Source organism: Bacillota bacterium (assembly GCA_013314855.1).
Classification (GTDB): Bacteria; Bacillota; Clostridia; order Acetivibrionales; family DUMC01; genus Ch48.
The window spans coordinates 1-26,458 of record JABUEW010000001.1 but is presented as its reverse complement, the minus strand read 5'-3'; the positions used below and the strand labels follow the sequence as shown (position 1 = coordinate 26,458).

General features: G+C 36.5%; 22 protein-coding genes. 21 read left to right on the top strand and 1 reads right to left on the bottom strand.

Going from position 1 to position 26,458, the window contains the following annotated elements; all coding sequences use genetic code 11:
* Nucleotides 1-58: 58 nt before the first annotated feature.
* From ald to HPY74_00095, 4 genes are read left to right on the top strand one after another with little or no spacing between them, the layout of a single operon-like run.
* Nucleotides 59-1,177 carry an alanine dehydrogenase gene (gene ald, locus HPY74_00110; GenBank protein NSW89081.1) on the top strand — a complete coding sequence of 373 codons (1,119 nt, stop codon included), beginning with the start codon at nucleotides 59-61 and terminating at the stop codon, nucleotides 1,175-1,177.
* 44 nt (nucleotides 1,178-1,221) lie between these two features.
* On the top strand, nucleotides 1,222-2,505 hold the full coding sequence (locus tag HPY74_00105; GenBank protein ID NSW89080.1) for a M20/M25/M40 family metallo-hydrolase: 1,284 nt from the start codon (nucleotides 1,222-1,224) through the stop codon (nucleotides 2,503-2,505).
* Between the two features lie 3 nt (nucleotides 2,506-2,508).
* A complete protein-coding gene (locus HPY74_00100; protein NSW89079.1) occupies nucleotides 2,509-2,862 on the top strand; it encodes a carbon-nitrogen hydrolase family protein in 354 nt (117 codons plus the stop codon).
* Nucleotides 2,822-3,037 (top strand): hypothetical protein, encoded by a 216-nt coding sequence (locus HPY74_00095; GenBank protein ID NSW89078.1) that lies wholly within the window; start codon nucleotides 2,822-2,824, stop codon nucleotides 3,035-3,037. The genes HPY74_00100 and HPY74_00095 overlap by 41 nt, the downstream gene beginning before the upstream one ends.
* Nucleotides 3,038-3,061: 24 nt before the next feature.
* Here the strand turns inward: HPY74_00095 and HPY74_00090 are convergent, their stop codons facing one another.
* Complete coding sequence (locus HPY74_00090; protein ID NSW89077.1) at nucleotides 3,062-4,234, bottom strand: MFS transporter; 1,173 nt, start codon at nucleotides 4,232-4,234, stop codon at nucleotides 3,062-3,064.
* A gap of 315 nt (nucleotides 4,235-4,549) precedes the next feature.
* On the opposite strand from HPY74_00090, the gene glpK reads away from it, so the two are divergent.
* The 17 genes from glpK (at nucleotide 4,550) to HPY74_00005 (ending at nucleotide 26,069) form a co-directional block, all read left to right on the top strand.
* Nucleotides 4,550-6,046: a glycerol kinase GlpK gene (gene glpK, locus HPY74_00085; protein ID NSW89076.1), complete on the top strand. Its 1,497-nt coding sequence runs from the start codon at nucleotides 4,550-4,552 to the stop codon at nucleotides 6,044-6,046.
* A gap of 53 nt (nucleotides 6,047-6,099) precedes the next feature.
* A complete protein-coding gene (locus HPY74_00080) occupies nucleotides 6,100-8,451 on the top strand; it encodes an AraC family transcriptional regulator (protein NSW89075.1) in 2,352 nt (783 codons plus the stop codon).
* Nucleotides 8,452-8,725: 274 nt separating this feature from the next.
* A complete protein-coding gene (locus HPY74_00075; protein ID NSW89074.1) occupies nucleotides 8,726-9,697 on the top strand; it encodes a sugar ABC transporter permease in 972 nt (323 codons plus the stop codon).
* Nucleotides 9,698-9,747: 50 nt separating this feature from the next.
* Nucleotides 9,748-10,647 carry a carbohydrate ABC transporter permease gene (locus HPY74_00070; protein ID NSW89073.1) on the top strand — a complete coding sequence of 300 codons (900 nt, stop codon included), beginning with the start codon at nucleotides 9,748-9,750 and terminating at the stop codon, nucleotides 10,645-10,647.
* A gap of 68 nt (nucleotides 10,648-10,715) precedes the next feature.
* A complete protein-coding gene (locus tag HPY74_00065) occupies nucleotides 10,716-12,404 on the top strand; it encodes an extracellular solute-binding protein (protein ID NSW89072.1) in 1,689 nt (562 codons plus the stop codon).
* 609 nt (nucleotides 12,405-13,013) lie between these two features.
* Complete coding sequence (locus HPY74_00060) at nucleotides 13,014-13,670, top strand: TetR family transcriptional regulator (GenBank protein ID NSW89071.1); 657 nt, start codon at nucleotides 13,014-13,016, stop codon at nucleotides 13,668-13,670.
* A 28-nt stretch (nucleotides 13,671-13,698) separates the two neighbouring features.
* Nucleotides 13,699-14,409, top strand: coding sequence for a creatininase family protein (locus HPY74_00055; GenBank protein NSW89070.1), 711 nt, complete (start codon nucleotides 13,699-13,701; stop codon nucleotides 14,407-14,409).
* 16 nt (nucleotides 14,410-14,425) lie between these two features.
* Nucleotides 14,426-15,493, top strand: coding sequence for a Gfo/Idh/MocA family oxidoreductase (locus HPY74_00050; GenBank protein ID NSW89069.1), 1,068 nt, complete (start codon nucleotides 14,426-14,428; stop codon nucleotides 15,491-15,493).
* 103 nt (nucleotides 15,494-15,596) lie between these two features.
* Complete coding sequence (locus HPY74_00045; GenBank protein NSW89068.1) at nucleotides 15,597-18,248, top strand: FAD-dependent oxidoreductase; 2,652 nt, start codon at nucleotides 15,597-15,599, stop codon at nucleotides 18,246-18,248.
* Nucleotides 18,249-18,344: 96 nt separating this feature from the next.
* The gene (locus tag HPY74_00040) at nucleotides 18,345-19,310 is read left to right on the top strand and encodes a C-terminal binding protein (protein ID NSW89067.1); all 966 of its coding nucleotides are present in this window, start codon (nucleotides 18,345-18,347) and stop codon (nucleotides 19,308-19,310) included.
* A gap of 88 nt (nucleotides 19,311-19,398) precedes the next feature.
* Nucleotides 19,399-20,364, top strand: a complete 966-nt coding sequence (locus HPY74_00035; protein NSW89066.1) for a bifunctional 4-hydroxy-2-oxoglutarate aldolase/2-dehydro-3-deoxy-phosphogluconate aldolase — start codon at nucleotides 19,399-19,401, stop codon at nucleotides 20,362-20,364.
* Between the two features lie 62 nt (nucleotides 20,365-20,426).
* Nucleotides 20,427-21,458, top strand: coding sequence for a sugar kinase (locus HPY74_00030; GenBank protein NSW89065.1), 1,032 nt, complete (start codon nucleotides 20,427-20,429; stop codon nucleotides 21,456-21,458).
* Between the two features lie 186 nt (nucleotides 21,459-21,644).
* A complete protein-coding gene (locus HPY74_00025; GenBank protein ID NSW89064.1) occupies nucleotides 21,645-22,571 on the top strand; it encodes a helix-turn-helix transcriptional regulator in 927 nt (308 codons plus the stop codon).
* A gap of 72 nt (nucleotides 22,572-22,643) precedes the next feature.
* Nucleotides 22,644-23,381, top strand: coding sequence for a glycerophosphodiester phosphodiesterase (locus HPY74_00020; protein ID NSW89063.1), 738 nt, complete (start codon nucleotides 22,644-22,646; stop codon nucleotides 23,379-23,381).
* 2 nt (nucleotides 23,382-23,383) lie between these two features.
* Nucleotides 23,384-24,616, top strand: a complete 1,233-nt coding sequence (locus tag HPY74_00015; protein NSW89062.1) for an MFS transporter — start codon at nucleotides 23,384-23,386, stop codon at nucleotides 24,614-24,616.
* A gap of 26 nt (nucleotides 24,617-24,642) precedes the next feature.
* Nucleotides 24,643-25,392, top strand: a complete 750-nt coding sequence (locus HPY74_00010; GenBank protein NSW89061.1) for an NAD-dependent protein deacylase — start codon at nucleotides 24,643-24,645, stop codon at nucleotides 25,390-25,392.
* A gap of 107 nt (nucleotides 25,393-25,499) precedes the next feature.
* Nucleotides 25,500-26,069: a uracil-DNA glycosylase gene (locus HPY74_00005; GenBank protein ID NSW89060.1), complete on the top strand. Its 570-nt coding sequence runs from the start codon at nucleotides 25,500-25,502 to the stop codon at nucleotides 26,067-26,069.
* Nucleotides 26,070-26,458 lie beyond the last annotated feature (389 nt).

Sequence of the window (26,458 nt, the reverse complement as noted above, 5' to 3'; positions counted from 1 at the left end):
CAATTTGTGTAAATAATTTGGATAATCAAGATAAGGAAAAGTATGGGAGGAATTACTAGTGATAATAGGGGTTCCAAAGGAATTAAAAAACAATGAAAACAGGGTTGCAATAACGCCTGCTGGGGTAAATGAACTTGTTAGGGCTGGTCACAAAGTAATAATTGAGAAATCAGCAGGGGTTGGGAGCGGCATTGAAGATGATGAATATAAAAGAGCTGGAGCAGTGATCCTTGAAAATAACACTGAGGTATATTCTGAGGCAGATATTATACTTAAGGTTAAGGCACCTCTCGAGAGTGAATATGATTTATTGAAAGAAGGACAAACTCTGTTTGCGTATCTTCACTTGGCGCCAAATCCGGCTTTAACCAGAACTTTAATTAAAAAAAAGATAATAGGCATAGCTTATGAAACAGTACAATTGGCAAATGGTTTTCTTCCGCTATTAGCACCAATGAGTGAGGTAGCTGGGAGAATGTCGGTACAGGTAGGTGCGTATATGCTGCAGAAACATAACGGTGGAAGCGGTATATTGTTAGGAGGTGTTCCAGGAGTTCTTCCAGCCGAGGTTGTTATTATAGGGGGAGGCTGTGTCGGTACAAATGCAGCAAAAATGTCAATTGGGCTTGGCGCAAGGGTTACCATACTTGATGTTAACAAAAATAGATTGTCTCAGTTGGATGACATTTTTTCAGGAAGAGTTTCCACTTTACTTTATAATGAATATAATGCTGCTGAAATGGTAAAAAAAGCAGATCTTCTGATAGGGGCGGTCTTGGTGGCAGGAGCCAGGGCACCAAAGGTTGTATCCGAAACGATGGTAAAAACTATGAAAAAGGGTTCTGTAATTGTTGATGTAGCTATTGATCAGGGAGGTTCAATAGAAACAATAGATAGGGTTACAACACATGATAACCCTTATTACGAGAAATATGGTGTAATACATTACTCAGTGGATAATATGCCCGGGGCGGTACCAAGGACTTCCACTTTTGCTTTGACATCTGTAACTCTGCCATATATTTTGAGAGTTGCCAATAATGGTGTTGAAAAGTCTATATTAGATGATTGCTCACTTAAGCGCGGATTAAATACATATAAAGGCTATATAACAAATAAGCCTATTGCGGAAAGTATAGGTATGGAATATGTACCGGCAGAAAAGCTTCTACCTTAGTTTCTGCCTTGTGATTGAATAAATTATGTGGAGGGATCTATTATATGGTAAATAAAGAAGGGTATAAGTCTAAAGTAATTGAATATATTGATAAGAATAAGGATTATTGTATTACTTTACTCCAGGAACTAATAAGGATACCAAGTGAAAACTTTCCGCCTCTGGGTTATGAAAAAAAATGCCAGGAATACCTTGCGGAAAGATACAAAGAATTGGGCTTGAGAATTGACATGTTTACACCCGATTCTATAGAGAATATTGAGAATCATCCGGGTTATTTAAAAGAAAGGGATTACAAGGATAGACCCAATCTTATAGGTATATACAAGGGAATGAAGTCTACGAAAAAAATAATGTTGAGTGCCCATGTAGATGTGGTGCCTGTGGGTAACCCGAATGATTGGACGGTGAACCCTTGGTCGGGGCTTCTAAGAGATGGTAAAGTTTATGGTAGGGGAGCCTGTGATGACAAAGAAGGCCTTGCAGCTGCATACATGGCTTTAAAAGCTGTAATCGACTGCAATATTAAATTGGATAATGATGTGGTGCTTGCTTCCGTTGTAGATGAAGAAGGCGGAGGAGCTAATGGGTCACTTGCGGCTGTTCTAAAATATCCATGTAACTATTATATTTATGCCGATGGTGTTAATTTTGATATAGCACCAGTATCTGTAAGCGGCGGAAGATTTAAAATTGAATTTGAAACAAAGAAGGCTATGCAGGATGCAAGCAACTGTCTTGATGCAATGTATGTAATGCGAAATGAACTAAAAAATTTTGAAAAAGAAAAATTGAAAGAATTTGAAAGTGATCCTCTATTTAATGCTACAGCTTTTAAGTCAACAGTATTTAGAATTTTAGAGTTTAAAATAGGGGATGAGACCGATTTATCTTTTGCCAATAGTGGCATAATCAAAGCTTACCTTTATTCTACAAAAAACAAGGATGTTAATGAAAAGCAACTGCTTGAATGTATAGATAGCGCATATGAGAAAATGGATAAATCGAAGATTCATAAACCAAAACTGAGTTTTTACAGAAGATTTTTTAATGGGGCAAAAACTGATATAAATGATATACTTGTAAAAACCGTAGCAGCAAACTATGAAAGGGTTACAGGGGAAAAGGCTAAACTTGCCGCAGGTGCAATATCCGATCTCCCCATATATTATGAATTTGGTAAAGGATCATGCATTTGTTTTGGGATAGGTACTTGGGATACTGAAGGTGCATGCCATATGCCGGATGAGTTTGTAAAAACAGACGATTTAATAGACTTTGCAAAAGTGATGTCATTGACACTAATTGATCTTGGATTTAATGAATAGCATATTTATTTAGTAGAGGCTGGATGTGAGTATCCTGTTTTTAAACTTGATCTTGGTATAATTGGTATAACTTTATGCAGGGAAATACATTATCCTGAAATCTGGAGAATAATGGCTCTTCAAGGTGCAGATGTAATAGTACATCCAACAATGCGGATTGACTACAATGGTAACTTTAATGAATCACTGCACTGGTCAATGCGAGAGCTATTGACAACTAAATATATGTTGTTACCAGCCACTTTGTACAAATGCCATCTCCCGTTCGGAAAAGCAATGGGTCATGCCCGTATAGTCGATCCACATGGCCGTACGCGTGCGGATACCAGCCATAAGACCGGAAATTGCTTTTGCTAAAGTGGACCTTGACGAATCATTCGAGTATTGGGCAACCGATGAGCTGAAAGAAAAATATACCACATTAAAAGAGTGTTTTCTGGGAATGCGTCGACCTGAAACATACAGCATACTAACCCGTCCTGATAATGAAAACTCATGGAGGATAAAAGAGCCTAAGTTATATCAAAAATAAAATAATTGAAGGGGATATAATTCGTTATTGTTTTTCCCTGGCGGGGACAAGTAGAGAAAAGAAAAATCCCACCAGCAAAGAAATGCCGGTGATAATTATACCCCATTGAAATCCGGCATTTTCCGTGAGAAGCCCAATAAACCATGGGGAAAATATGTTGGCCAGTGAACTGCTGAAAAAAAGCATTGAAGATGCTGTGCCCGAGTTCTGGGGGTACCAGTTGCAAGCAATAGTAACGAGAATTGGTATTACCGCTCCTGTCAGGAATCCCGCCAGCCCTATTGCCACAATTAATAAATCAGGTACCTTTACAAGGATACTTACAGTAAGAATAAATCCTCCGGATAAATTTCCCATCACAAGAATATATCTTGGTTTTATATAGCGAATGAGATACGAGCAAGTAAAACGTCCTAGGATAATTCCTATCCAGAATATGGACAAAGAAAGGCTTGAAATAACTTTTGAGGTTTCGATGAAGTTTTCCATAAACATAACCCACCATGTATTTATACCTGACTGGTGAGCAGAATACATAATTATTATTAAACATAGAACCCACATAACCGAACTTTTTATAACACCGGAAAAGTCAATGGATTTTGATTGAGTTTTATTCGTGTAAACAGGGGGAAATAATTTTAATACAATAATATATACTAACAAAACTACTGAACAAACAATACCTAACGCCCAGAAAGCCCTGTTCCATCCAACACCTTTACCAACAACATGCTGAGAAAAAATCGGGCCAAGCAATGCACCTATGGCAAAAAAGCCATGTAGCAAGTTAAGGAAATATCCTCTTTTCTGCGGGTTAAGATCGGCTATGAAAGCGTTAACTACTGAATCTACCATTCTTGTGCTTGCCCCCAGAATAAAAAATAACCCGAGCAATAATCCGTATGAAGGTGCATGGCTTATAGAGAATAACGAAATGCCGTATAAAGCATATGCTGAAGCTATAATCACGGATTTTTTTATCCGGTCTGCCAATACTGCTCCCAATGCAATTGAAAGAATACCGCCTATATTCTGGAATGCTACTATTAAACCTCCCTGGGAGAATCTAAGAGTATAATGACTTATCAATATTGACATCAAAGGGCCCACCATCGTTACTGAAATTGCATAAACCACCATCAGTAAATACAGGCTCATTGTCAGCATGATGTTAGATTTTCTTGTGTATATCATATGTATGTTTTTAATTCCTCTATATTTATAATAATAATATAATCTTTTAATAATCTTTTAAAATATAACCTTTAGTTTCTTAACTTAGTTTCTAATCTTTTATCATTGGCTCTTTTATTATTGGCATCTAGTATAGATTGTATTTATTTTTTTATTATATAGCATTCCAATTTCTTTAACAATAGTTTTTAAAGATTTGGTTGCTTTCATGTTGTTATTTGGGCTATACTAAGATAAAATAATAACTATAGAAGTTATATACAAATAAACGCTTAATCTTACAGAAATAACGCAGTGTCTCCAAGGGGGGGTTCTATGAAAAAAAAGTATATTTTAGCAATTGATCAGGGTACGACAAGCTCAAGGGCAGTACTCTTTGATATGGATATGGGTACAATAAAGAGTATAAAAAACAAACCCTTTAAACAGATATATCCACACCCTGGATGGGTAGAACACAACCCGGAGGAAATATGGGCAGGTCAGCTTGCAGTTCTAAGAGGTGTTATAGAGGACTCGGGGGTTTCCCCTGACAAAATTGCTGGTATAGGTATTACAAATCAGAGAGAGACTGTCGTTGTATGGAATAAAAATACAGGGAAACCTATCTACAACGCTATAGTATGGCAGTGCAGAAGGACTGCCGACATCTGTAACAGATTAAAGTTTGATGGCTTACAGGAAGTAATAAAAGAAAAGACTGGTCTTGTAATAGATGCTTATTTTTCAGGAACAAAAATACAATGGATACTTAAAAATATTCCTGGTGCTATGGAAGAAGCCAGAAAGGGAGAGTTAATGGCAGGAACCATAGATAGCTGGCTTATCTGGAATCTTACCGGTGGAAAATTACATGTGACGGATTATTCAAATGCTTCCAGGACAATGATCTATAATATAAGGGAACTCAAATGGGATAAGGAGCTTTTAAAACAAATGGAAATACCTGAATGCATACTTCCTGCCGTAGTACCTTCATCCGGTATAATAGGGGAAACTTGTGAGGATATATTGGGAATTCCCATACCAATAAGCGGCATAGCAGGAGACCAGCAGGCAGCGTTATTTGGGCAAGCGTGTTTTGATGTTGGGACTGCTAAAAACACTTATGGGACAGGTTGTTTTATACTTATGAATATAGGAAAGCAACCCATAAAATCAGAACATAACCTTCTTAACACAATAGCCTGGGTTATAGGTGACGAGGTTGAATACGCCCTGGAAGGAAGTGTGTTCAACGCAGGTTCAGCAATTCAATGGCTAAGGGATGAAATCGGAATGATAAAAACCGCCCACGAATCGGATATTGAAGCGGAAAAAGTTGAAGATACAGGAGGAGTATATATGGTGCCGGCTTTTACAGGCCTCGGAGCACCATATTGGGATATGTATGCACGAGGAACTATTGTAGGAATTACAAGAGGTACAAGGCGGGAGCATTTAATAAGAGCTGTCCTTGAGTCAATAGCATATCAGAGCATGGATGTTTTTGAAGCAATGAAAATGGATTCAGGAATTGAACTAAAAGAACTGAAAGTTGACGGAGGAGCGAGTGTAAGTGATTTCTTGATGCAGTTCCAAGCTGACATTCTTAACATTAATGTTAAACGTCCGAAAATAACGGAAACTACGGCTCTTGGAGCTGCATATCTGGCAGGTCTCGGAGTAGGGTTCTGGAACAGTAAAGAAGATATTTCAAATGAATGGGTTCTTGATAGAGTATTTACCCCAACAATGAGTGACGAAGTTAGGAAAGAAAAATATTTGAACTGGAAAAAGGCTGTGGAGAGGTCAATGAAATGGAATGTATAGACAATAATATAATATCCTTATAACCAAGATGTAAAAACCTGGAGGCTGATATTTTGATTAAAAAAATAGTGAGAACAGATACATTATATAAATACAAGCTTCTAATTTCATATTTTCTTATTGTTGCTACTCCTTTGATTGTAATGACAGGCGTATTATATAATATTTCTGTTGTAAATATACGGAAGGAAATTGAAGCATCAAATAAGTATAAATTGACTCAGTTAAAAAATAATTTAGACTTAAGGATAAAAGAATTAGAAGATCTTGCTTTAAGAATAAATGTAGATAATAAACTGACTCCATATAATATGAGCGGAAATGAGTATAAAAGATTAGAAGGACTTTATCAGCTGGGAATGTATAAGGTTCAAAATGCTTTTATTGACGATTATTATATGTATTTGAAAAATACAGGTAATGTATATTCTTTAGGCGGTCAAAGCACAATATCTACACTTGCAAGGAATGTTTATAAATATGATAAAAAAGCTGAGGAGGATTTTATTAATGAAATAAAATCATTAAAATTTCCTGCATTTATAGGCTCAGAGAAGCTTAAATTATTTAATTCCCCTAATATAGATTTTATAACTTATATGTACCCAATTTCCTATGGCAACTATGACCCGTATGGAGTAATTATTTTTCTTATAAAGAAGTCAACCATTGGAGCTTTGTTTAAGGATTTCATAGGTTATATCAAAGGAAGTCTGATAATACTTGATAAGAACAAATTAGTATTGCTATCTGAAAATAAGTCGTTTGAATTAAAGCCGGAAGATATAGACTTAATTAAGACTACAGATAAAACAGGCATAATGGATGTAAAATTTGGGAATAAAGATGTTTCTCTAATAATTGAAACTTCGGAAAATACAGGACTTACATTTGTAGTTGCAATACCCAGAGCACAGTTTTTTGAACAGTTAATAAATGTTAAGACATTAATGCTTGAGGCATTTTTGATAATACTTTCTTTTGGAGCTATATTAGCAGTTGTTTTTTCTACTAATCTTTACAAACCTATAAAAAAACTAATGAATTTTATTACACTTCAATGGCCGGAATCAAACCATTCTGGTAATAATTCTGATGAGTCTGATATAGCAAGGGATTGTAAATGGCGAAAGGGAATGGATGAGATAGATAGGATTGGTCGTACCGTTGAAACTGCAATAAAACAAAATAGGAATTTGAAAGCACAGATAAATATGCAAAAGCCTTTTATAAGAGAACAGGTTCTTACAAAGCTTTTAAAAGGTGAGATACTTAATGAAGGAACTATGAAGACTCTTATTGAGTTTTCTAATATTAACTTAAATGGATTTTCTTTTGCTGTGGTAATGGTGGATAAAAAACTAAAAACTGAAGATAGACATACCAGGATGTTTAAAGATAAGGTATTTGAAGTTGTGGAGGAAAAGTTCAGTACAAATGGTGTTGCATATCCTGTAGAATTAATCCAGGATGATGCTATAGCTTTAATTCTTAATCTTAATACAGGACAGGGACAGTATGAAGATTACCTACAGCTTACTTTAAGGATAAAACAGGTATTGGAGGAAACAACCGGAGAAAATATTATTATTGGCGGTGGGAAATTGTATAATAATATAAATAAAATAAACCGCTCCTTTATCGAAGCCTATGCTGCCCTAGAAGAGAATAAAGTAAGGGGAAGACAAGGTATATTAATGTTTAATGATATTGGAAAATCTCAGCAACAGGTTTTTTGGTATCCAGTGGAAGACCAACTGCGGTTTGTGCAAAGCTTGAAACAAGGTGATAAAACTGTTGCTATTGAAACACTGGAAATTATGTTTGAGAATGTGGCTAAAAATCAATCTTCTGCCTTAATGATAAAATATATCTGCTATGATATAGTTAACATGATAATAAAGAGTATTAATGAAATGAAAATAACAGATATAGATTATGATATTGAAGGGTTAATGAAGTTCTCTAATATAGACGAATTAAAAAAGGAAACCAAAATAATTGTTTCAAAGCTATGTGATTATATAAAAGAAAGAAAAAATACCAAAAGTGCTGAATTAAACAACCAGATATTGGAATATATAAATGCAAACTTTCATGATGTTAATTTAAGTCTTGAAAGTGTAGCTGATGAGTTTGGCTTTTCAATTTACTATTTAAGCAGGTTTTTCAAAGAACAAACCAATTATACATTTACGGATTATGTTATTAAACTTAGAATAGAAAAGGCCAAGGAGCTATTAAGTACTACTGATATGCCAATAAAAGGTATTGTCAGGGAAATAGGTTATACTGACCTAACATATTTTATGAAGAAGTTCAAAAAAACTGAAGGGATAACTCCGGGGCAGTATAGGGAACTGTATTCTGCAAGAAAAACAAACAATAGTAAAAAAAACCAATAGATTGCCGTTAAAAGTCTTTATTTTTTGAAGATTTAAAGTATTTTCATAAGACATCTGTGTAATAAATCGATAAATCAATTGATAAGTCACGGTATAGATGCAATAAAAACAAATCTCATCAACAAAAAACTAATTTACAATTCTATTATTCAATGATATTTTTTACATATAAATCGGTAAAATTATTGAAGGACATTACTAAATTATTAAAAGATAAAAGACAAAGGTTAAACCTTAGGATTCCGGCTTATAAAAGGGAGTTGAAACTTAAAATATGGCACAAAACGCAAATACAATTGAAAGTCCTGATGTAAATATAATGAGAAAAACTAAAAATAAGAGTAATAATGCATGGAAAAAAATAAGTAAAAATTATGAATTATATATATTCATACTACCTGCTTTACTATACTTCCTTATATTTCATTATGGCCCTATGTATGGCATCCAGATAGCCTTTAAAAATTACATTCCAACTAAAGGAATCTGGGGTAGTTCCTGGGTAGGTATGAAACACTTTAATTATTTTTTTAAATCCTATTATTTTAAAGTTCTGATAAAAAATACTGTGAGCATAGCTTTATATTCTATGGCTGCAGGTTTTCCAATACCTATAATACTTGCATTATTACTAAATGAATTGAAGAATGAGAGATTTAAAAAACTTGTGCAAAATGTAACTTATGCCCCCCACTTTATTTCAACAGTGGTACTGGTAGGTATGATTTTTGCATTCCTTTCACCTTCTAATGGTATTGTTAATGAAATAATTAAAGCTTTTGGAGGAGAGCCCATCCCCTTTATGTCCAAGGCAAGTATGTTTAAAAGTATATATGTTTGGACAGGAGTATGGCAAAATGCCGGGTGGAGCTCAATTATATATCTTGCAGCTTTAAGTAGTATTGATCCTCAGCTCCATGAAGCAGCAATAGTGGATGGAGCAACAAAACTTCAACGTATAAGGCATATTAACATTCCGGGTATAATGCCAACAATGGTTATTATATTAATCCTTAACAGCGGAACTATTATGAATGTAGGATTTGAGAAGGTATTCCTGATGCAGAATTCATTGAATATGGAATCTTCTGACGTAATATCAACATATGTATACAGGACCGGGTTATTGAATGCCCAGTATAGCTTTTCTTCTGCGGTAGGATTTTTTAACTCAGTGATTAATTTTACTTTATTGGTAATAGTTAACAATATTGCCAAACGTTTAAACGAAACAAGCCTGTGGTAGAAGTTAGATGTGAGATGTTAGAGAGAAGTAATGAGGAGGAAGGACCCGATATGAGTGCTATTAAAGAATCAAAAGCTGATAAATTGTTTAATATTATAAACGTAATTATTATGACCCTTGTCCTAATAATAGAAATATATCCGTTAATATTCGTAGTAAGCGCTTCTATAAGCAATCCTGATCTAGTTAATCAGGGTAAAGTCTGGCTTTGGCCAAAAGGTATAAATTTTGAAGGATATTTAAGGGTATTCAGAGATAAAGAGATATGGACAGGTTATAGGAATACTATATTTTATACATTCTTAGGCACAATAATAAATCTCTTTGTGACTCTCCCTGCTGCCTATGCCTTATCAAGGAAAGATTTTTACGGCAGAAACTTATTTATGGGTCTTTTTACCTTTACTATGTTTTTCAGCGGCGGTCTTATTCCTACTTACCTTATCATTAAAGGCCTGGGTATGAGGGATACAATTTGGGCATTATTAATACCAGGAGCTGCAAGTATGTACAATATAATAATAACACGGACATATTTCCAATCAAATATACCAAATGAAATGAAAGAGGCTGCCGAAATGGATGGCTGTTCAAATACAAGATTATTTCTTACAATTGTGTTACCGCTTTCAACCCCAATTATTGCAGTTATTACACTATTTTATGCAGTAACTCATTGGAACAGCTATTTTACAGCTTTGATATACATATCAAAAAGGGAAATGTTTCCACTACAGCTTATACTGAGAGAAATACTTATACTAAATGAAATGAGTACTGAGATGATGAAAACCGGTGAGGAAATTGATGCAATTGCAAAGCAGGCAAGAATTGCAGATATGATTAAGTATGCGGTCATAATAGTGTCTACTGCCCCTGTACTTATAGCATACCCATTTATACAAAAATATTTTGTACAGGGTATTATGGTAGGTGCTATTAAAGGATAAAAGGACAACAAGTATTAGCAAAAAATAGGATTAATACCAAAAAAATATCTAAAGGGGGTAATTAATTAATGAGTAAATTCAAAGAACTAAAAAATCTATTGTTAATTGTGGTAATCCTGACGTTCATTGTGGGAAGCATGGCTGGATGTGTTGTTAAAGAAAAAGACACAGCCTCAAATGATACTTCACAAAACCAGACACAGAATGCCGATGAGAAACCCGCGACAAAGGATGATACTCCTGCTTATATGAATGCTACAGGCTTCCCTATTGCAAAAGAGAAAATTACACTAAAACTTATGGGAGCTAAGAGTCCGCTTCATGGGGAATGGAAAGACATGGAAGTTATGAAGAGAATGGAAAAACTCACAAACATCAGTTTTGAGTATGACACTCCATTAGCAACCGGTTATTCGGAGAAAAAGAACTTGATTTTTGCAAGCGGAGATTATCCTGACGTATTCTATCAAGGTGCGATATCAATACAAGATGAAGAAACTTATGGGCCGCAGGGTGTATTTTTGCCGCTGGAGGGTTATATTGACAAGTATGCACCCCATATTAAAAAGATATTGGAAGAAAACCCCAATATAAAGAAAGCAATTACAGCAAGTGACGGACATATTTATTCTTTACCTTATATAGTAAGAACTAAAACGATGGCAGCCAATATACTGTATATAAATATGGAGTGGCTGGCAAATGTGGAAATGAATAAGCCAGAAACAGTAGAGCAGCTTTATAATGTGCTTAAAGCTTTTAAAGAAAAGGATCCCAACAAGAACAACCAGAAAGATGAAATACCTTTATCCTATTGGAAAATGGAACCGGCGGGTGCTGGAAATATACCAGGCATACTGCATCCGATATTCTATGCTGCTTTCAGTGGCCAGGCTGGAGGAGCTAACTTTGACCTTATTGGTAACAAAGTAGTATTTAATCCTGTTCAGCCTGCATTTAAGGAATACCTTGCGTATATGAGAAAGCTGTATTCAGAAGAACTGCTTGATCATGAAATGTTTACTCAAACCATGCAGCAGTATATTGCCAAGTATAAAGAAGGTAAAATGGGTATAAGTACAATTTCATTATCTTCAGTGCTTCAACCCGGGCAGGATGCTCCTTACGAACTGCTTCCACCTTTAACATCCGCAATTAATAATAAAAAAGTAACAGCCGATTTTCCGGGGGTTTATACCGGTACATTCGTACTTACAAACAAATGTAAGTATCCGGAAGCTATGGTAAGATGGGCTGATGTTTTCTTCAGAACAGTAGATGAAAACGTAGAAGGCCTTTGCGGGTTGAGCAACTTCCTTGGAATACTCGACTATAACTGGTATTTTGATGATGCATCAAGAAAAACTTATACGCGGGAATCAAAGGTGGAAGGTTTAAACCCTGTTGAATACATCAACAAGCATGTAATGCCCGGTGGTTTCGGATGGGTTGTAACAGATGCAGTACCTAGCGCAGACCCGTTACTTCTATTAAAAGCTAATGAAAGCGAAAAACACTACTTCCCATATATGATACCAATATACCCAAATACTGTACGTTTCACTCAGGAACAGGCTGAAAGAATGAACTTCCTAAAAAATGATATAAATACCTACGTTGAACAAATGATTGCCAAGTTTATAATTGGTGAAGAACCTCTTGACAAATGGGACAATTATGTAAATACTGTTAAATCAATGGGGCTTGATGAACTTACAAAGATAATGCAGGATGCATATGATAAATGGAACAGGTAATAAGAAATAAAAAGTCATTGGGGACAGTCCTCGAATGCAATTTCAACCCGATGAATGGAATAAGGGCGAATCCAATGGGGACAATTCTCCAATGACTCAGAAAAATATAAATAGTTTACATGAATAGTTTACACTAAAAAAGATTAAAAATAAAGTGCCAGATATGAAATTCTAATATTGAGGGTGGTTTAAATCCACCCTTTTTCTCGTATGAATCACTTATTGATTCATGTGGCATTGCTTCATGTGGTGAACAAAACATCTCCGTGCCCAACGACCTAAATTCTACCCGAACGAAGTATTGAGATTAACAGCCAGAACCCCAGTACTGGTGCACCAAGATATCCTGCAAAGCCAAGTATATTTATGTTATTTATTCCGAAAGTTATAAAGCCATTAATATGTATCTGGATTTTGGTTTTACTCCTGAATTAATAAGTGATGAATGTCAGAGAGCATGGAAAGCTCTGGAGGAGATTCTAGGCCGCAAAATACCGAATTTAAAAGCATAAGAAGTTGTTCAAAGCTTTTTATTGACATCCTTATATCACTGATGTATAATGTAACTAACAAGTTACTTACTGGATGATTTCATAAGGAGATTTCATAATGAAAAGAACAAATATAAAAGAAAATGTAAAGGCGAATGTAAAAAGGGAAAGAAATTCGCAAAAATCAAAAGAAGATATACTCAAGGCTGCTGAAATTAAGTTTGCCGAGAAGGGTATATACGGTACACGTGTTGATGATATTGCTGAAGCGGCTAATATAAATAAAAGGATGCTCTACGAGTATTTTGGAAACAAGGAAGAACTATATAGGGCAGTCCTTGTAGAGGTTTACAGCAGGCTTAGCAAGCAGGAAATGGTATTGTTATCCGAAAACATATGTTGTATTGACGCTATGAAAAGGATAATAAACCTTTATTTTGATTTCTTAAAAAACAATCCTACTTATGTTAACCTTATACTTTGGGAAAATTTAAACAAGGGTGAGTATATTAAGGATATCGATTTTTCAGGGATTAAGGATCCTGTGTTTAACCTTTTAAGAAAAGTTATAAATAAAGGTAAGTCAGATGGTATTTTTAGGTCGGATGTGGATACTGAACAGGTAATTTTGTCTTTGCTTACCTGTAGTTTTTCATATTTTTCAAACAGGTATACCTTATCAAAACTTTTGGGAAGAAAAATAGATACGGAGGAAAGCATAAAAAAGAGGATTGATACTGTAACGGAGATGTTTCTCCGTTATTTGTGTGTGTAGAGATTCTTATTTAAAGGGGGCATCATGCATGTTATGGTACAATTCAACTGTAGATGAAATAATGGAAGCCAACCCGGACACTGCAATACTTTCAGTTGGTTCAACAGAGCAGCATGGACCGCATCTTCCCGTAGGTACTGACTTTATAATAGCAGGGGCTATTGCCCGAGGAGTTGCGGAGAAAATGGGAGCATACCTTTTACCTACCCTCCCCATTAGTACATGCAGGGAACATATGGGCAAAAAGGGAAGTGTATGGATGAATCCCGATACCTTTTACTCCATGGTTAAAGATATTCTTCTTAGCCTTAAAGAACAAGGGTTTAGGAAAATTGTCTATATCCAGTCCCATGGAGGGATTTTTACCGGCGCACCTGCTGTAAGGGAGGTTAATGCAACCAATCCCGATATTAAAGTGGCAAAGATAGATATTGTACAATATTTCACTTCAGAGGAAATGAGAGGAGTGCTGGAGTGCAGGGATAATCTTCATGCCTGTGAGTTCGAAACTTCAGTAATACTTTATCTTAATGAAAAGCTTGTCAGGAAAGATTTAATTGAGGATTGCATACCGGATGTTCCAAGGGATTTTCTAAACTATGCGCCCATATTCAAGTATTGTAAAAACGGCGTATGGGGGAAACCAAGTCTTGCTACCAAAGAAAAAGGGAAGAAGATACTGGATATTTTGATTGATAAAAGTGTACAGTATGCAAATTGGGTTTTCAGCATTATTTAATTAGGAGGGGATTTTAATGGGTAAAAAGGTTAAAGTTTTATTAGTTGGGGCAGCATTCAGCGCTGACCTTCATATGGATGGGTATTCCCGATGTAAGGAATTAGCAGAGATAGTTGCAATATGTGACAAGGATATTTCAAGGGTAGAGTCCCTTGCAAAAAGGTATGGATTGACAGATTATGTTGCTTATGACAATTATGACAAGGCTATTGAGGAAGTAGAGTGTGAAGTTGTGGATATTTGCCTTCCTAATTTTCTTCATCATGATGTAGCAATTAAAGCCTTCAAAAAGGGGCGGAATGTAATTTCGGAAAAACCTCTTGCTACGACTGTTGAAGATGCCGAAGAAATGGTTGAAGCGGCAAATAAAGCCGGTAAGAAGCTTTACTATGCAGAAGACTGGATTTTTGCGCCGGCCATCAATAAGGCGCTGGAAATTATTAATGAAGGTGCTATAGGAAAACCTTTATACATCCGTGCCAGGGAATGCCACAGCGGGTCTCATTCACCTTTCGCCCAGACAATTAAATATTGCGGAGGGGGATGCATGGTTCATCTTGGAATTCACCCTGTGGGCTTTATGCTTGCACTTAAAGAAAACAAATGGACAGAACTTGTGGCTATGACTTCAGGGGGAAGTGACAACAATCTTATACACAAAAAAATGGAGGGTGAAGACTGGTCTGCATGCATCATTAAATTTGCCGATGGGACACAGGCTCTATTGGAAGCTAATTATGTTACCATGGGAGGCATGGAAGATGTTATAGATATCTACGGTACTCAAGGCTGTATGCATATTGATCTTACATTTTCATCTCCAATTACTTGCTATTCAGTTCCCGGATTAAGTTATACTGTTGAAAAAGCTGAAATAACTACAGGCTGGTCAAAGCCTGCTGTTGATGAAAAATTCAACCTTGGTTATGTAAATGAAATAAGGCACTTTATGGAATGCTGCCTTAAGGATGAAGATGCAAGGGTGGGGTTAAGAGGTGTTGACGGCCTTGAAGCCTTGAAAGTAGTAAACCTGATTTATAAATCGGCAAGAGAAGGTATTAAAGTTGTAAATGATAGGCTCTAAATTGTTAATGAAGGGCTTTAAAAATAGGAGCTTAATCTTGTAAATATTGTGGAGTTTAATATTTTAATATTTAAAGTTAGTTTATTAGGGGGTAATACTTATTATGAACAAAGACTTATACCTGCCTGTAGAGGTAGGGGGGATTACATTTAAAAACCCATTTTATGTGGCTTCCGGGCCTACTACAAAATCTGTAAAACAATTGAAGCGGATTGAGGAAACCGGCTGGGCCGCAGCCAGTATAAAGCTTACCATAGATCCTGCACCTTATATTAACAGGGTTCCAAGGTATGCCATATTTAATGACAGAAATGCCCTGGCTTTTACGGCAGAGAAACGCCTTACCTTTGTCGAAGGTTTGGAATTAATGGAAGATGCGAAAAAAGTATTAAAAGAACTTATATTAATGGCAAATATTACTTATGCCGGAGACAAGGGTATTGAAGGCTGGGTAAATATGGCTAAAAAATTTGAAGAAGTTGGTGCCGATATTATTGAGCTGAATATGTGTTGTCCCAATATGTCCTATAATGTTGAAATATCGTCAGGTAATGAAAAGTGTTGTTCAGTTCGTACAGGTGCGAGCCTCGGTCAACAGGCCGATGCCGTTGCAGAGATTGTAAGTGAGGTAAAAAAGGCAATAAAAATTCCTCTCTTTGTAAAACTTACACCTGAAGGCGGAAAGATTGCCCAGGTGGCAAAAGCTTTGTATGCTGCAGGAGCAGATGCCGTAGGGGGTACTGCAAACCGTCTCGGAATACCTCCTATTGATTTGGATAACCCCGGTAAGGCGGTTTATCATTTACAGGATGAAATAAGCATGTCATGCCATGCAGGAGCGTGGGTCAAACCTCTAGCCCTGAGGGACACTTACGAAATAAGGAAAGTTAATGGCCCTGGGCCCAAAATTATGGCTGCCGGTGGTGTGCGAAACTACCGGGATGCCGTCGAAATGATAATGTGCGGAGCCGACTTGATTGGTATATGTGCAGAAACTCTTATTAGTGGTTTCGGTTTTATTGAAGACTTAATTTTAGACCTAAAGAATTACATGGAAGAACATGGCTATAAATCTACCAGGGAAATGAGAGACATGGTTGTACCTTTGGTAAAAAGTGCACCTGAGCTTACCCTTTACGAAGGCTATGCAAAGATAACCGAACCCAACCTGGCTGCTCCCTGTAAGGCTGCATGCCCCCACCGTGTACCGGCCCAGGCTTATGTGCAGAAAGTGGCAAAGGGAGATTTCAAGAGGGCTTATGAGCTAATAATGTCAAAAAATCCCTTACAGTCGGTTTGTGCATGGGTTTGTAACCATCCTTGCGAAGAAGAGTGTACAAGAGGCGATATAGGGACGCCTATACCAATTAGGGAAATAAAGAAATTTGTTATTGATTATGCTAAAAAAGCAGGGTGGAAGCCGGATATTTGTAAAAAAGCCGAAAGAGATGAAAAAGTTGCCGTAATAGGCTCAGGGCCTTCAGGGCTTTCATGTGCATTTAATCTGGCACTGGCAGGTTATAAAGTAACAGTATTTGAGAAAGAAAACTATATCGGCGGGATGCTTCGCTATGGGCTACCTAGATTTAGAATGAGCCATGAAATACTGGATGAAGAGATTGACACACTAAAGGGTATGGGAATTGAATTTGTTACAGGAAAGGGCCTCGGAAAAGATTTTACTCTGGAGACTCTTAAAGACAATGGATATTCTGCAATATACCTTGGTATTGGAGCTCAAGAAGGTCAAAGCCTTAACATTCCCGGCGAAGATGCAGAGGGTGTATATCCAGCCATATCCTTCTTAAAGTCTGTATACGACGGTAAAGATCCAAATGTGGGCAAAAGGGTTGTTATTATCGGCGGCGGGTTTACTGCTGTTGATTCGGCTCGTACTGCAAGGAGGCTTGGAGCTGAAGAAGTCTATATAGCTTATAGAAGGAGCAAGGATGAGATGCCGGCTTCACAGGAAGAAATTACAGAGGCTGAAGAAGAGGGTATAAAGGTAATGTACCTTGTTGCTCCCAAGGCGATCGAAGTTAAAAATGGAAAAGTAACCGGCATAAGGATGGTTAACCAGGTATTGGGTGAAAGGGATGAATCCAACAGGAGAAGACCGGAAGCAGTAAATTATGCAGAGTTTGTACTTCCATGTGACACTGTAATTGCAGCAACGGGACAGAAGCCTGATCCTAAAGCTGTGAAAGGCCTTACTGTTGACAGGCGCGGTATGGTTATATGTGAAGCTTCTACAGGAGCAACCAACATTGAAGGAGTATTCGCAGGAGGGGATGTTGTAAATGTAGAAAGTGTAATTGCAGCTATTGCAGCAGGAAAACGGGGAGCAGTATCCATTGATAAATATATTTCAAAAGAAAATGCGGTACTGGAGTATGAACCTGAATATCCTGTTGTTTCAAAAGAGGATGTATTAAAACGTACAGGATATTTTAAGGATAACGGTCATATAGATTTGAATACAATGGATGGAAAAGAAAGGGTCAAGAGCTTCTCAACCCACACCCGTGTATTGACGGAGGAAGAGGCTGTAGCAGAGGCAAAGCGTTGCCTGAACTGCGGATGTGGAGAAGGATGCGGTTTGTGTGCTTCCATTTGCAGTGAATTTGCAATTCACTTGAAGCATGACGATTGCTGGGAAATTAACAATGAGGAGTGTGTAGCTTGTGGAATGTGCTACAACCGCTGCCCTAATAAGAATATTAGTATGATTAATAAATATATTTTGGTAAAATAGAAAAAATATTCTAGTAAGATAGTGTTTGTATTTGTTGTATTTATTATGGTAGAATTTATTGTGATAATTATTATGAAATGAAGAGGGGAGAAAAAGATGGCTAGATTCAAGGTGGTTATGACCGATGACCGACATAAAACCTATGAGGAAGAAAAACAGATACTTTCAAGTATTGATGCAGAAGTTATAATATCAAATTGTTCTACAGTAGAAGAAGTTATAAATGCATGTCGTGATGCCGATGGGATAATGGTAAATTTGGCACCTATAACTGCAGAAGTAGTTGATAAATTAGAAAAGTGTAAAGTAATTGCCAGATATGGAGTGGGTTATGACAACGTTGATGTTTCAGCATGTACTGCAAAAGGAATTTATGTAACTAATGTTACCGACTATTGTGCAGAGGAAGTATCAGACCATGCCCTTGCATTACTTATGGCATGTGTACGGAAAGTGGCACGGCGCGATGCCCAGGTCAGGGCTGGAAAATGGAATATAGGTAGTGCAGATCCTATATATCGGATGGCAGGTAAAATATTTACATTTCTTGGATACGGAATGATAGCCCGTACGTTACACAGAAAAATCAAGGGTTTCAATTTCTCTAGGATACTTGTGTATGACCCATATGTAGATGCTGAAGTTATTAAAGCGGCCGGTGCTGAAAAAGTAGACTGGGAGACTGCAATAAAAGAGGCAGATTATATATCGATTCATATGCCGTTAAATGATAAAACCAGGGGTATTATAAATTCAGAGACTTTTGCCATGATGAAACCTACTGCGATTATAGTTAACACTTCCCGGGGAGCGGTAATTGAAGAGCAAGCGCTTATAAATGCTTTGGTTTCCGGACAAATCAACAGCGCAGGGCTGGATGTGCATAATAAGGAACCACTTGATGCCGACAACCCTCTAATGAAACTTGAGAATTGTGTACTTACAGACCATGTTGGCTGGTACAGTGAAGACTCAATGTCGGAATTAAAACGTAAAGTTGCCGAGAACGTAAGGGATGTTTTATTGGGTAAAAAACCAAAGTACCCTGTTAATAAAGTATAAAAAGAGATTTATAAAAATATTAAGAGATCCATAATGAGAATTATAATACGATAATAAATTAATAAAAAATAAAAGAGGAGTGACTATAATGAATGAAGTTTTAAAAAGCATTGGTGACCTTGGAATAGTACCGGTTGTCAAAATTGATGATGCAAAAGATGCTGTTCCCCTTGGAAGGGCATTGCTTGAAGGTGGTTTACCTGTTGCAGAAATTACTTTTCGTACTGCTGCAGCAGAAGAAGCAATAAAAAATATAAGTAGGGAATTGCCTGATATCCTTGTAGGTGCAGGAACGGTATTGAGTGTAGATCAGGTAAAGCGTGCAGTTGATGCAGGAGCAAAATTTATTGTTAGTCCAGGATTTAACCCTTCTGTAGTAAAGTACTGTGTAGATAATGATATTCCCATTACACCAGGATGCAGCAGTCCCACAGATATTGAAATGGCGCTTGGTTTTGGTTTAGAAGTGGTCAAATTTTTCCCGGCCGAGTCTTTAGGAGGAATTGATACCCTTAAAGCGATAAGTGCGCCATATGGTATGATGAAATTTATTCCCACAGGCGGTATTAATGCAAGTAATATTAACCAATATCTTGCATTTAATAAAGTTTTAGCTTGTGGTGGAAGCTGGATGGTTAAAGATGAATTAATTAAGAACGGTAATTTTGAAGAAATTACCAGGCTTACCCGTGAAGCAGTAAATATTATGCTTGGGTTTGACCTTGCCCATGTTGGTATAAATATGCCTGATGCAGAAAGCTCATTGGAAGTTGCCCGAAAATTTGCAACAATATTTAACCTGCCATTAAAAGAAGGTAATAGTTCTAACTTTGCAGGCACCGGTATTGAAGTAAACAAGAGTATGGGGTTAGGTAAAAACGGACATATAGCAATTAAGACCAATAGTATATCCAGAGCCATAGCTTACCTGGAGCGTAATGGTATTGCAGTTGATATGAGTACTGCAAAAGGTTCTGCAGGTGGTCCTATTGTTGCAGTTTACCTTAAGGAAGAAATTGGCGGCTTTGCAATTCATTTATTGCAAAATAAATAAAGCATAATATTGTAAAGCATAATAATGTAAAACGTAAAGTAACAAGAGGAGGTTAAGAAAGAATGAAACAAAGAGTAGTTACTTTTGGAGAAATTATGCTCCGATTAAAGCCGATCGGATTGGAGAGGTTTTTCCAATCACCTTTATTAGAAGCTACTTTTGGTGGTGGAGAGGCTAATGTAGCCGTATCATTGGCAAATTTCGGAATGGATGTTGCATATGTAACTGTACTGCCGCAAAATGAAATAGGAGATGCATGTGTAGCAGAACTTCGCAAGTTTGGTATTGATACTTCCCTGATAAAAAGAGGACCTGGAAGAATGGGAATCTATTTTCTTGAGAATGGAGCTAATCAGCGTCCGTCGAAGGTTGTGTATGATCGTTCATATTCAGCCATAGCATTAGCAAAGCCTGGCGATATTGATTGGAAAGTGGTTTTCGAAGGTGCTACCTGGTACCACATAACAGGCATAACGCCAGCAATTAGTGAGTCGGCAGCTCAATTATCGTTAGAATCTGTAAAGATTGCTAAAGATATGGGACTTACCGTATCTTGTGACTTTAACTATCGTGGAAAACTATGGAAGTACGGCAAAACTTCAATTGAGGTTATGTCGGAACTGGTGAAGTATGTTGATATCGGTATAGCCAATGAAGAAGACTGCCAGAAATCTCTTGGCATAACTGTAGATGTTAATGTTGAAAGCGGACAATTAAATGTTGACAAGTATAAGGAGCTTTCAGGTAAGGTTATGAAAGCATTCCCGAACCTGAAGGTTATGGCAATTACGTTGCGCGAAAGCAAAAGCGCAGATTATAATGGATGGTCTGCATGCCTGAACGACGGCGAAAACTTTTATCATAGCCGAAAATACGATATTACTGATATAGTGGATCGTGTGGGTGCAGGAGATGCTTTTTCAGGAGGTTTAATATACGGACTTAATAAGTATGATAGCAAAGAAGATGCCCTCAATTTTGCTGTGGCAGCAAGCTGTTTAAAACATTCTATAAGTGGTGACTTCAATAGGGTAACAGTAAAGGAAGTTGAAAGCCTGATGGGCGGGGATGCATCCGGCCGTGTACAGAGATAGGCAATTTATGGCATGAAGCAATGCTTTTATCAGGGTACTGCTCATATGAAAGGAGAGTGGCAGTACCTTTCTTTTTCTTACATAATTTACAATCCTACTTGAGAATTAGTTATTCTTATAGTAAAATCTTTTTAAGAGAATCATGAGCGAGGCAAATTTTCTTGGGTATGGGAGGATTAATTATTTTTGAATGGCAATTATCTTGAAGGTAATATGTATGAAGGCGTACATATTGTAAGAATAGAGGATAATAAAAACAACTTGCCCTTTTTTATTATAAAAATGGGCAGGTGCAATCAAACTAAACACATGCATGAATTTATACAGATTGTTTACATGTGTAAAGGAAGGCTCAAGCATGTAATTAATAATAATGCTTTTGAGGTGTATAAAGGTGATATTTTTATTATTCCTCCACATGTGCCGCACTATTTTATTGATGCCTATAGGGAAAAGTTTGAGCTTATTGAATTCGAGTTTGTACCTGAGTTTATCAATGAACGTTTCTCAAACATTTTAAATGGTTCCCATGATAGTGGTTTTATGGACTTTGCATATCTTGAACCTTTTCTTGTGGCTGAACATGAAGTAAAACCGAGGCTTAACCTAACAGGAAGTAGCCAGATTGAAGTAGAAAAAATTCTAAATGAAGTATTACTTGAATATGAACGTATGGATACTGATTTTGAACTTGTCATAAAAGCATTGCTTTTAAAGCTTTTGGTTATTGTAGGAAGGGAATACAAAAAAGTAACAACGGGAACAGAGTTTGACAATGTCCTGGCAAGGCACAGGGATGCACTATATAATGCAATTGAGTTTGTAAACAATAATTATACAAAAGATATAACAATAAATGATGTTTCAAAGGTGGCAATGCTTTCTCAATCTTATTTTAGGTACCTCTTTAAACAGATGACGCAAAAAACCTTTACGGAATATATTAACGGATTAAGAATAGCAAAGGCTGTAGAGCTGCTTAAAACAAGACCTGAAATGAAAGTTATAGAAATTTGTTTTGAAGTAGGGTTTAATAATGTTAATCATTTTAACCGCATATTTCGCAGCGAGATTGGAACTACACCAATGCAAGTAAAAAAGGGAAGAATTTGAAGGACTACATGAAAATAGCGGTAATGTCAAAAGCTTTATGGAGAAATGAAATGAAATGAAAGGGGATATGGTATGAAAAAACCAATAATAATTGCTCACAGGGGAGCATCCGCTTATGCGCCTGAAAACACCATGGCCGCTTTTAGAAAAGCGTTGGAAATGAGGGCAGGGGGGATAGAGATTGATGTCCATTTAACCAAGGATGGTTATCCTGTTGTAGTCCATGACCAACAACTAGGACGTACCTGTAATGGAACAGGGCTAATAAAGGACAAAACTCTTCAGGAACTAAAAAAACTGGATTTTGGTAGCTGGTTTTCAGAGGAATTCGAGAATGAACCTATTCCTACTCTTGAAGAAGTTATGGACTTGATTTCAACTGAAGATATTTTGTTTAATATTGAGCTAAAAAGCGGTGCCGTTTTATACCCCGGTATTGAAAGGCTTGTAGTAGAAATGGTAAAAAAATATAAAATGGAAGAAAGGGTTATAATTTCGTCGTTTAACCATTACAGCTTATTGGAGGTAAAAAGGATTGCGCCGGAAATAAAAATCGGGCTTTTGTATTCAGCGGGTTTGGTAGAACCATGGGAGTATGCAAAGAGACTTGGGGCTGAAGCAATTCATCCTCTGTATATAAGTATACCCCCTGAAGCTGTAAAAGCCTGTAATGAAAATGGAGTATTGGTTAATCCTTATACCATTGATAAACCTGAGCATATAAAGTTGGCTGCATTGGCAGGGGTAGACGGTATTATTACAAATGTACCTGATATAGCAATTAAAATACTGGAAGAAATGGGGTATTAACATTGAAGCTGGATTATAAAAAAATATTCCTGATAGGACTGGGTTTTTTTACTGTAAGCATAGTATGGTCAATATATAATGTAGCGGTACCTATATATTTGGATAAACTTGGTTTAAAAGGCTTGACAGTAGGGATGGTTATGACCATTGACAATGTTTTTGCCCTTGTATTTCTACCGCTTTTTGGTACATTAAGTGATAAGACAAATACAAGGTATGGACGAAGGATGCCGTACTTGCTTGTAGGTATTCCCCTTTCAGCAATTGCATTTTTCCTTATACCTTTTTCCAAGTCCAGTCTTCCTCTCCTAATGGCAACTGTTATACTACTAAACTTTTTTATGAGTATATACAGGGCACCTACTGTAGCATTAATGCCGGATTTTACGCCACATGCTTTAAGAAGCAAGGCAAACGGTATAATTAATTTTATGGGTGGACTGGGGGCGTCAGTAGCATTCTTGTTAGGAGGAATTTTGTTTAAGCTAAATGAATACTACCCCTTTGCAATAGGGTCAGGAATATTGATTCTTACAATTATATTAATGTATAGTTTTATTCATGAACCGAAGGAAATAGTTGATGATAAACAGGAAGTATCCCAAAAATTTTCGACAGAAAAGCAGGCGGAGAAAGGAGAAGTATTAAGCCTTATATTCCTTTTATTAGCTATATTTTTCTGGTTTACCGGATTTAATGCAATTGAGACATTCTTTTCGACATACGGTGAAAAAGTTTTGGGAGTTGATAAAAGCATTTCATCTTACCTTCTCATGACGGTTTCAGCCTTATTCCTGATTTTTTCAATACCTGCGGGGTTAGTTGCGGGAAAGCTGGGGAGAAAGAAAACAATTCTTTTGGGACTTATTATTATAACCCTTACTTTCAGCAGCTTGATATTTGTAAAATACATACCTGTCATGTTTGTGTTAATGGGAATAGGAGGGGTCAGCTGGGCTTTGATTAATATTAATTCATATCCAATGGTGGTTGAAATGACATCCAATAGGGGAATAGGCAAGTATACGGGATATTATTACTTTTTCTCAATGTTAGCATCTATTGTAAGTCCTATTTTGTACGGTGGAATTAAGGATTACTTAGGTGACGGATTTATGTTTATATATGGAACCATAGCAATGATAATAGCTTTCTTTTTTATGATGCTTGTAAAGCATGGCGAGGCTCAAAACATGGTAAAATCCGTTTTTGAAAACCTTGAGCATATGGAATAGGTTTGTTGTATTGATACTAGTTGGAGGTGGCAGATATGGACTTAGTGAAACAAGCTGCAGAGATAATAAAGAACTCCAATAATGTTGTTGCTTTTACAGGCGCAGGAGTTTCTACAGAAAGCAATATTCCCGATTTTAGGTCTGCCGGAGGGCTTTATGCTTCTGATAACAAGTATAAATATCCTCCGGAATACCTGTTGAGTCATACTTTTTTTATTAAAGAAACTGAAAACTTTTTTGATTATTATAGAAACAATTTAGTTTACAGGGATGCATTACCTAACAACTGTCATATAGCATTGTTTAAACTGGAGCAGTTAGGGAAGCTTAAAGCTGTAGTTACCCAAAATATTGATGGACTGCATCAGGCCGCTGGATCAAGAAAAGTGTATGAGTTGCATGGGTCAGTTTATAGAAATTATTGTATGAATTGCAACAAAGCTTTTGACCTGGACTATATAATGGATTTAACCAAACCCATACCAATATGTAATATTTGTGGCGGGATAGTAAAACCTGATGTTGTGCTGTACGAAGAATCTTTAGATGAAAGAGTTATGGAGGGTGCAATATCGGCTATAATGGATGCTGAAGTGATGTTGGTTATTGGTACCAGTCTCGTGGTATATCCTGCTGCCGGGCTTATAAACTATTATAGGGGCAATAAACTGATATTGATTAATAAAACTTCTACACCATACGACTATAAGGCTAAGATTGTTATACACGACAGCGCTGGAAGTGTAATGAAAAAGATTATAGATAGTATATTATAATAGATAGTATGAAATTTTAAAAATTACCCGCCATTAAAATAATGGATATTATAGTGCAGTATTATAGTGCAGGCGTTGTTAAGTTTATGTTACGAGAGGCTTTGTATATGTTGAGTTGGGATGAATTGATAGAAGAGTGTTCAAACTGCAGAAAATGTAATTTGAGTAAAACCAGGACAAATGTTGTTATAGGCCGTGGGAATATTAATGCAGATTTAATGTTAATAGGGGAGGGACCTGGGAGACAGGAAGATATAGAGGGGCTTCCATTTGTTGGTGCTGCAGGAAAGCTTTTGGACTTACTTCTTGATGCATTAATGATAACGGAGGACATGTATTATATTGCAAATATTGTTAAATGTCGGCCGCCGTCAAATCGTGTGCCTTTTGAAGAGGAAGCTCAGCAGTGCCTACCATATTTGCGAAAACAGGTAAAACTCGTAAATCCAAAAATAATTGTATGTCTTGGTGCTACGGCAATAAAATATATAATAGATAAAAATGCAAAAATCACTCAGATTCGTGGGCAATGGGTAGAAAAGCAACAGTTTTGGATTATGCCTACTTTTCATCCTGCGGCGCTTCTCAGAGACGAAACGAAAAAGGTGTTTATGTGGGAAGATTTTAAAAAAGTCAAACAAAAGATGGATGAGATTAAAAGAACATATATTTTATAAAGAAGAATAGAATATAATAAAACATATATTTTATTAATAAAGTCTTATAATAGAATATAACTGAAATTGAGAAGTGAATAAAACAAAACGGTTATTAGATTTAATGAGTTTATGTAAGATATTAGAATATAAATTGATTTATTTCCAGGATAAAAAGGTTTACTTAAGTTGAAAATATACGTTGGATGATGGTATATTAGTAAAGCCGCTTGTAAATATAATTAAAATGCGGATATGGACATTGAAAAGTGAACAGTGTATAAAAGAGGGCTCTTTGAATTGAGAAAACGAAGCGAGAGCGAAAAAAGAAGAGCAAGGACAAAGCCTTGAGATAAGGATAAGCTAGCGGATATAGAAGTCCGCGTAGAGATAGGAATTAACTAGAGGGT

Coding starts and splice junctions, on each gene's coding strand:
- HPY74_00105 (NSW89080.1), top strand. CDS start 1,222: ATGGTAAATAAAGAAGGGTATAAGTCTAAAGTAATTGAATATATTGAT.
- HPY74_00090 (NSW89077.1), bottom strand. CDS start 4,234: ATGATATACACAAGAAAATCTAACATCATGCTGACAATGAGCCTGTAT.
- glpK (NSW89076.1), top strand. CDS start 4,550: ATGAAAAAAAAGTATATTTTAGCAATTGATCAGGGTACGACAAGCTCA.
- HPY74_00075 (NSW89074.1), top strand. CDS start 8,726: ATGGCACAAAACGCAAATACAATTGAAAGTCCTGATGTAAATATAATG.
- HPY74_00070 (NSW89073.1), top strand. CDS start 9,748: ATGAGTGCTATTAAAGAATCAAAAGCTGATAAATTGTTTAATATTATA.
- HPY74_00065 (NSW89072.1), top strand. CDS start 10,716: ATGAGTAAATTCAAAGAACTAAAAAATCTATTGTTAATTGTGGTAATC.
- HPY74_00060 (NSW89071.1), top strand. CDS start 13,014: ATGAAAAGAACAAATATAAAAGAAAATGTAAAGGCGAATGTAAAAAGG.
- HPY74_00055 (NSW89070.1), top strand. CDS start 13,699: ATGTTATGGTACAATTCAACTGTAGATGAAATAATGGAAGCCAACCCG.
- HPY74_00050 (NSW89069.1), top strand. CDS start 14,426: ATGGGTAAAAAGGTTAAAGTTTTATTAGTTGGGGCAGCATTCAGCGCT.
- HPY74_00045 (NSW89068.1), top strand. CDS start 15,597: ATGAACAAAGACTTATACCTGCCTGTAGAGGTAGGGGGGATTACATTT.
- HPY74_00040 (NSW89067.1), top strand. CDS start 18,345: ATGGCTAGATTCAAGGTGGTTATGACCGATGACCGACATAAAACCTAT.
- HPY74_00035 (NSW89066.1), top strand. CDS start 19,399: ATGAATGAAGTTTTAAAAAGCATTGGTGACCTTGGAATAGTACCGGTT.
- HPY74_00030 (NSW89065.1), top strand. CDS start 20,427: ATGAAACAAAGAGTAGTTACTTTTGGAGAAATTATGCTCCGATTAAAG.
- HPY74_00020 (NSW89063.1), top strand. CDS start 22,644: ATGAAAAAACCAATAATAATTGCTCACAGGGGAGCATCCGCTTATGCG.
- HPY74_00005 (NSW89060.1), top strand. CDS start 25,500: ATGTTGAGTTGGGATGAATTGATAGAAGAGTGTTCAAACTGCAGAAAA.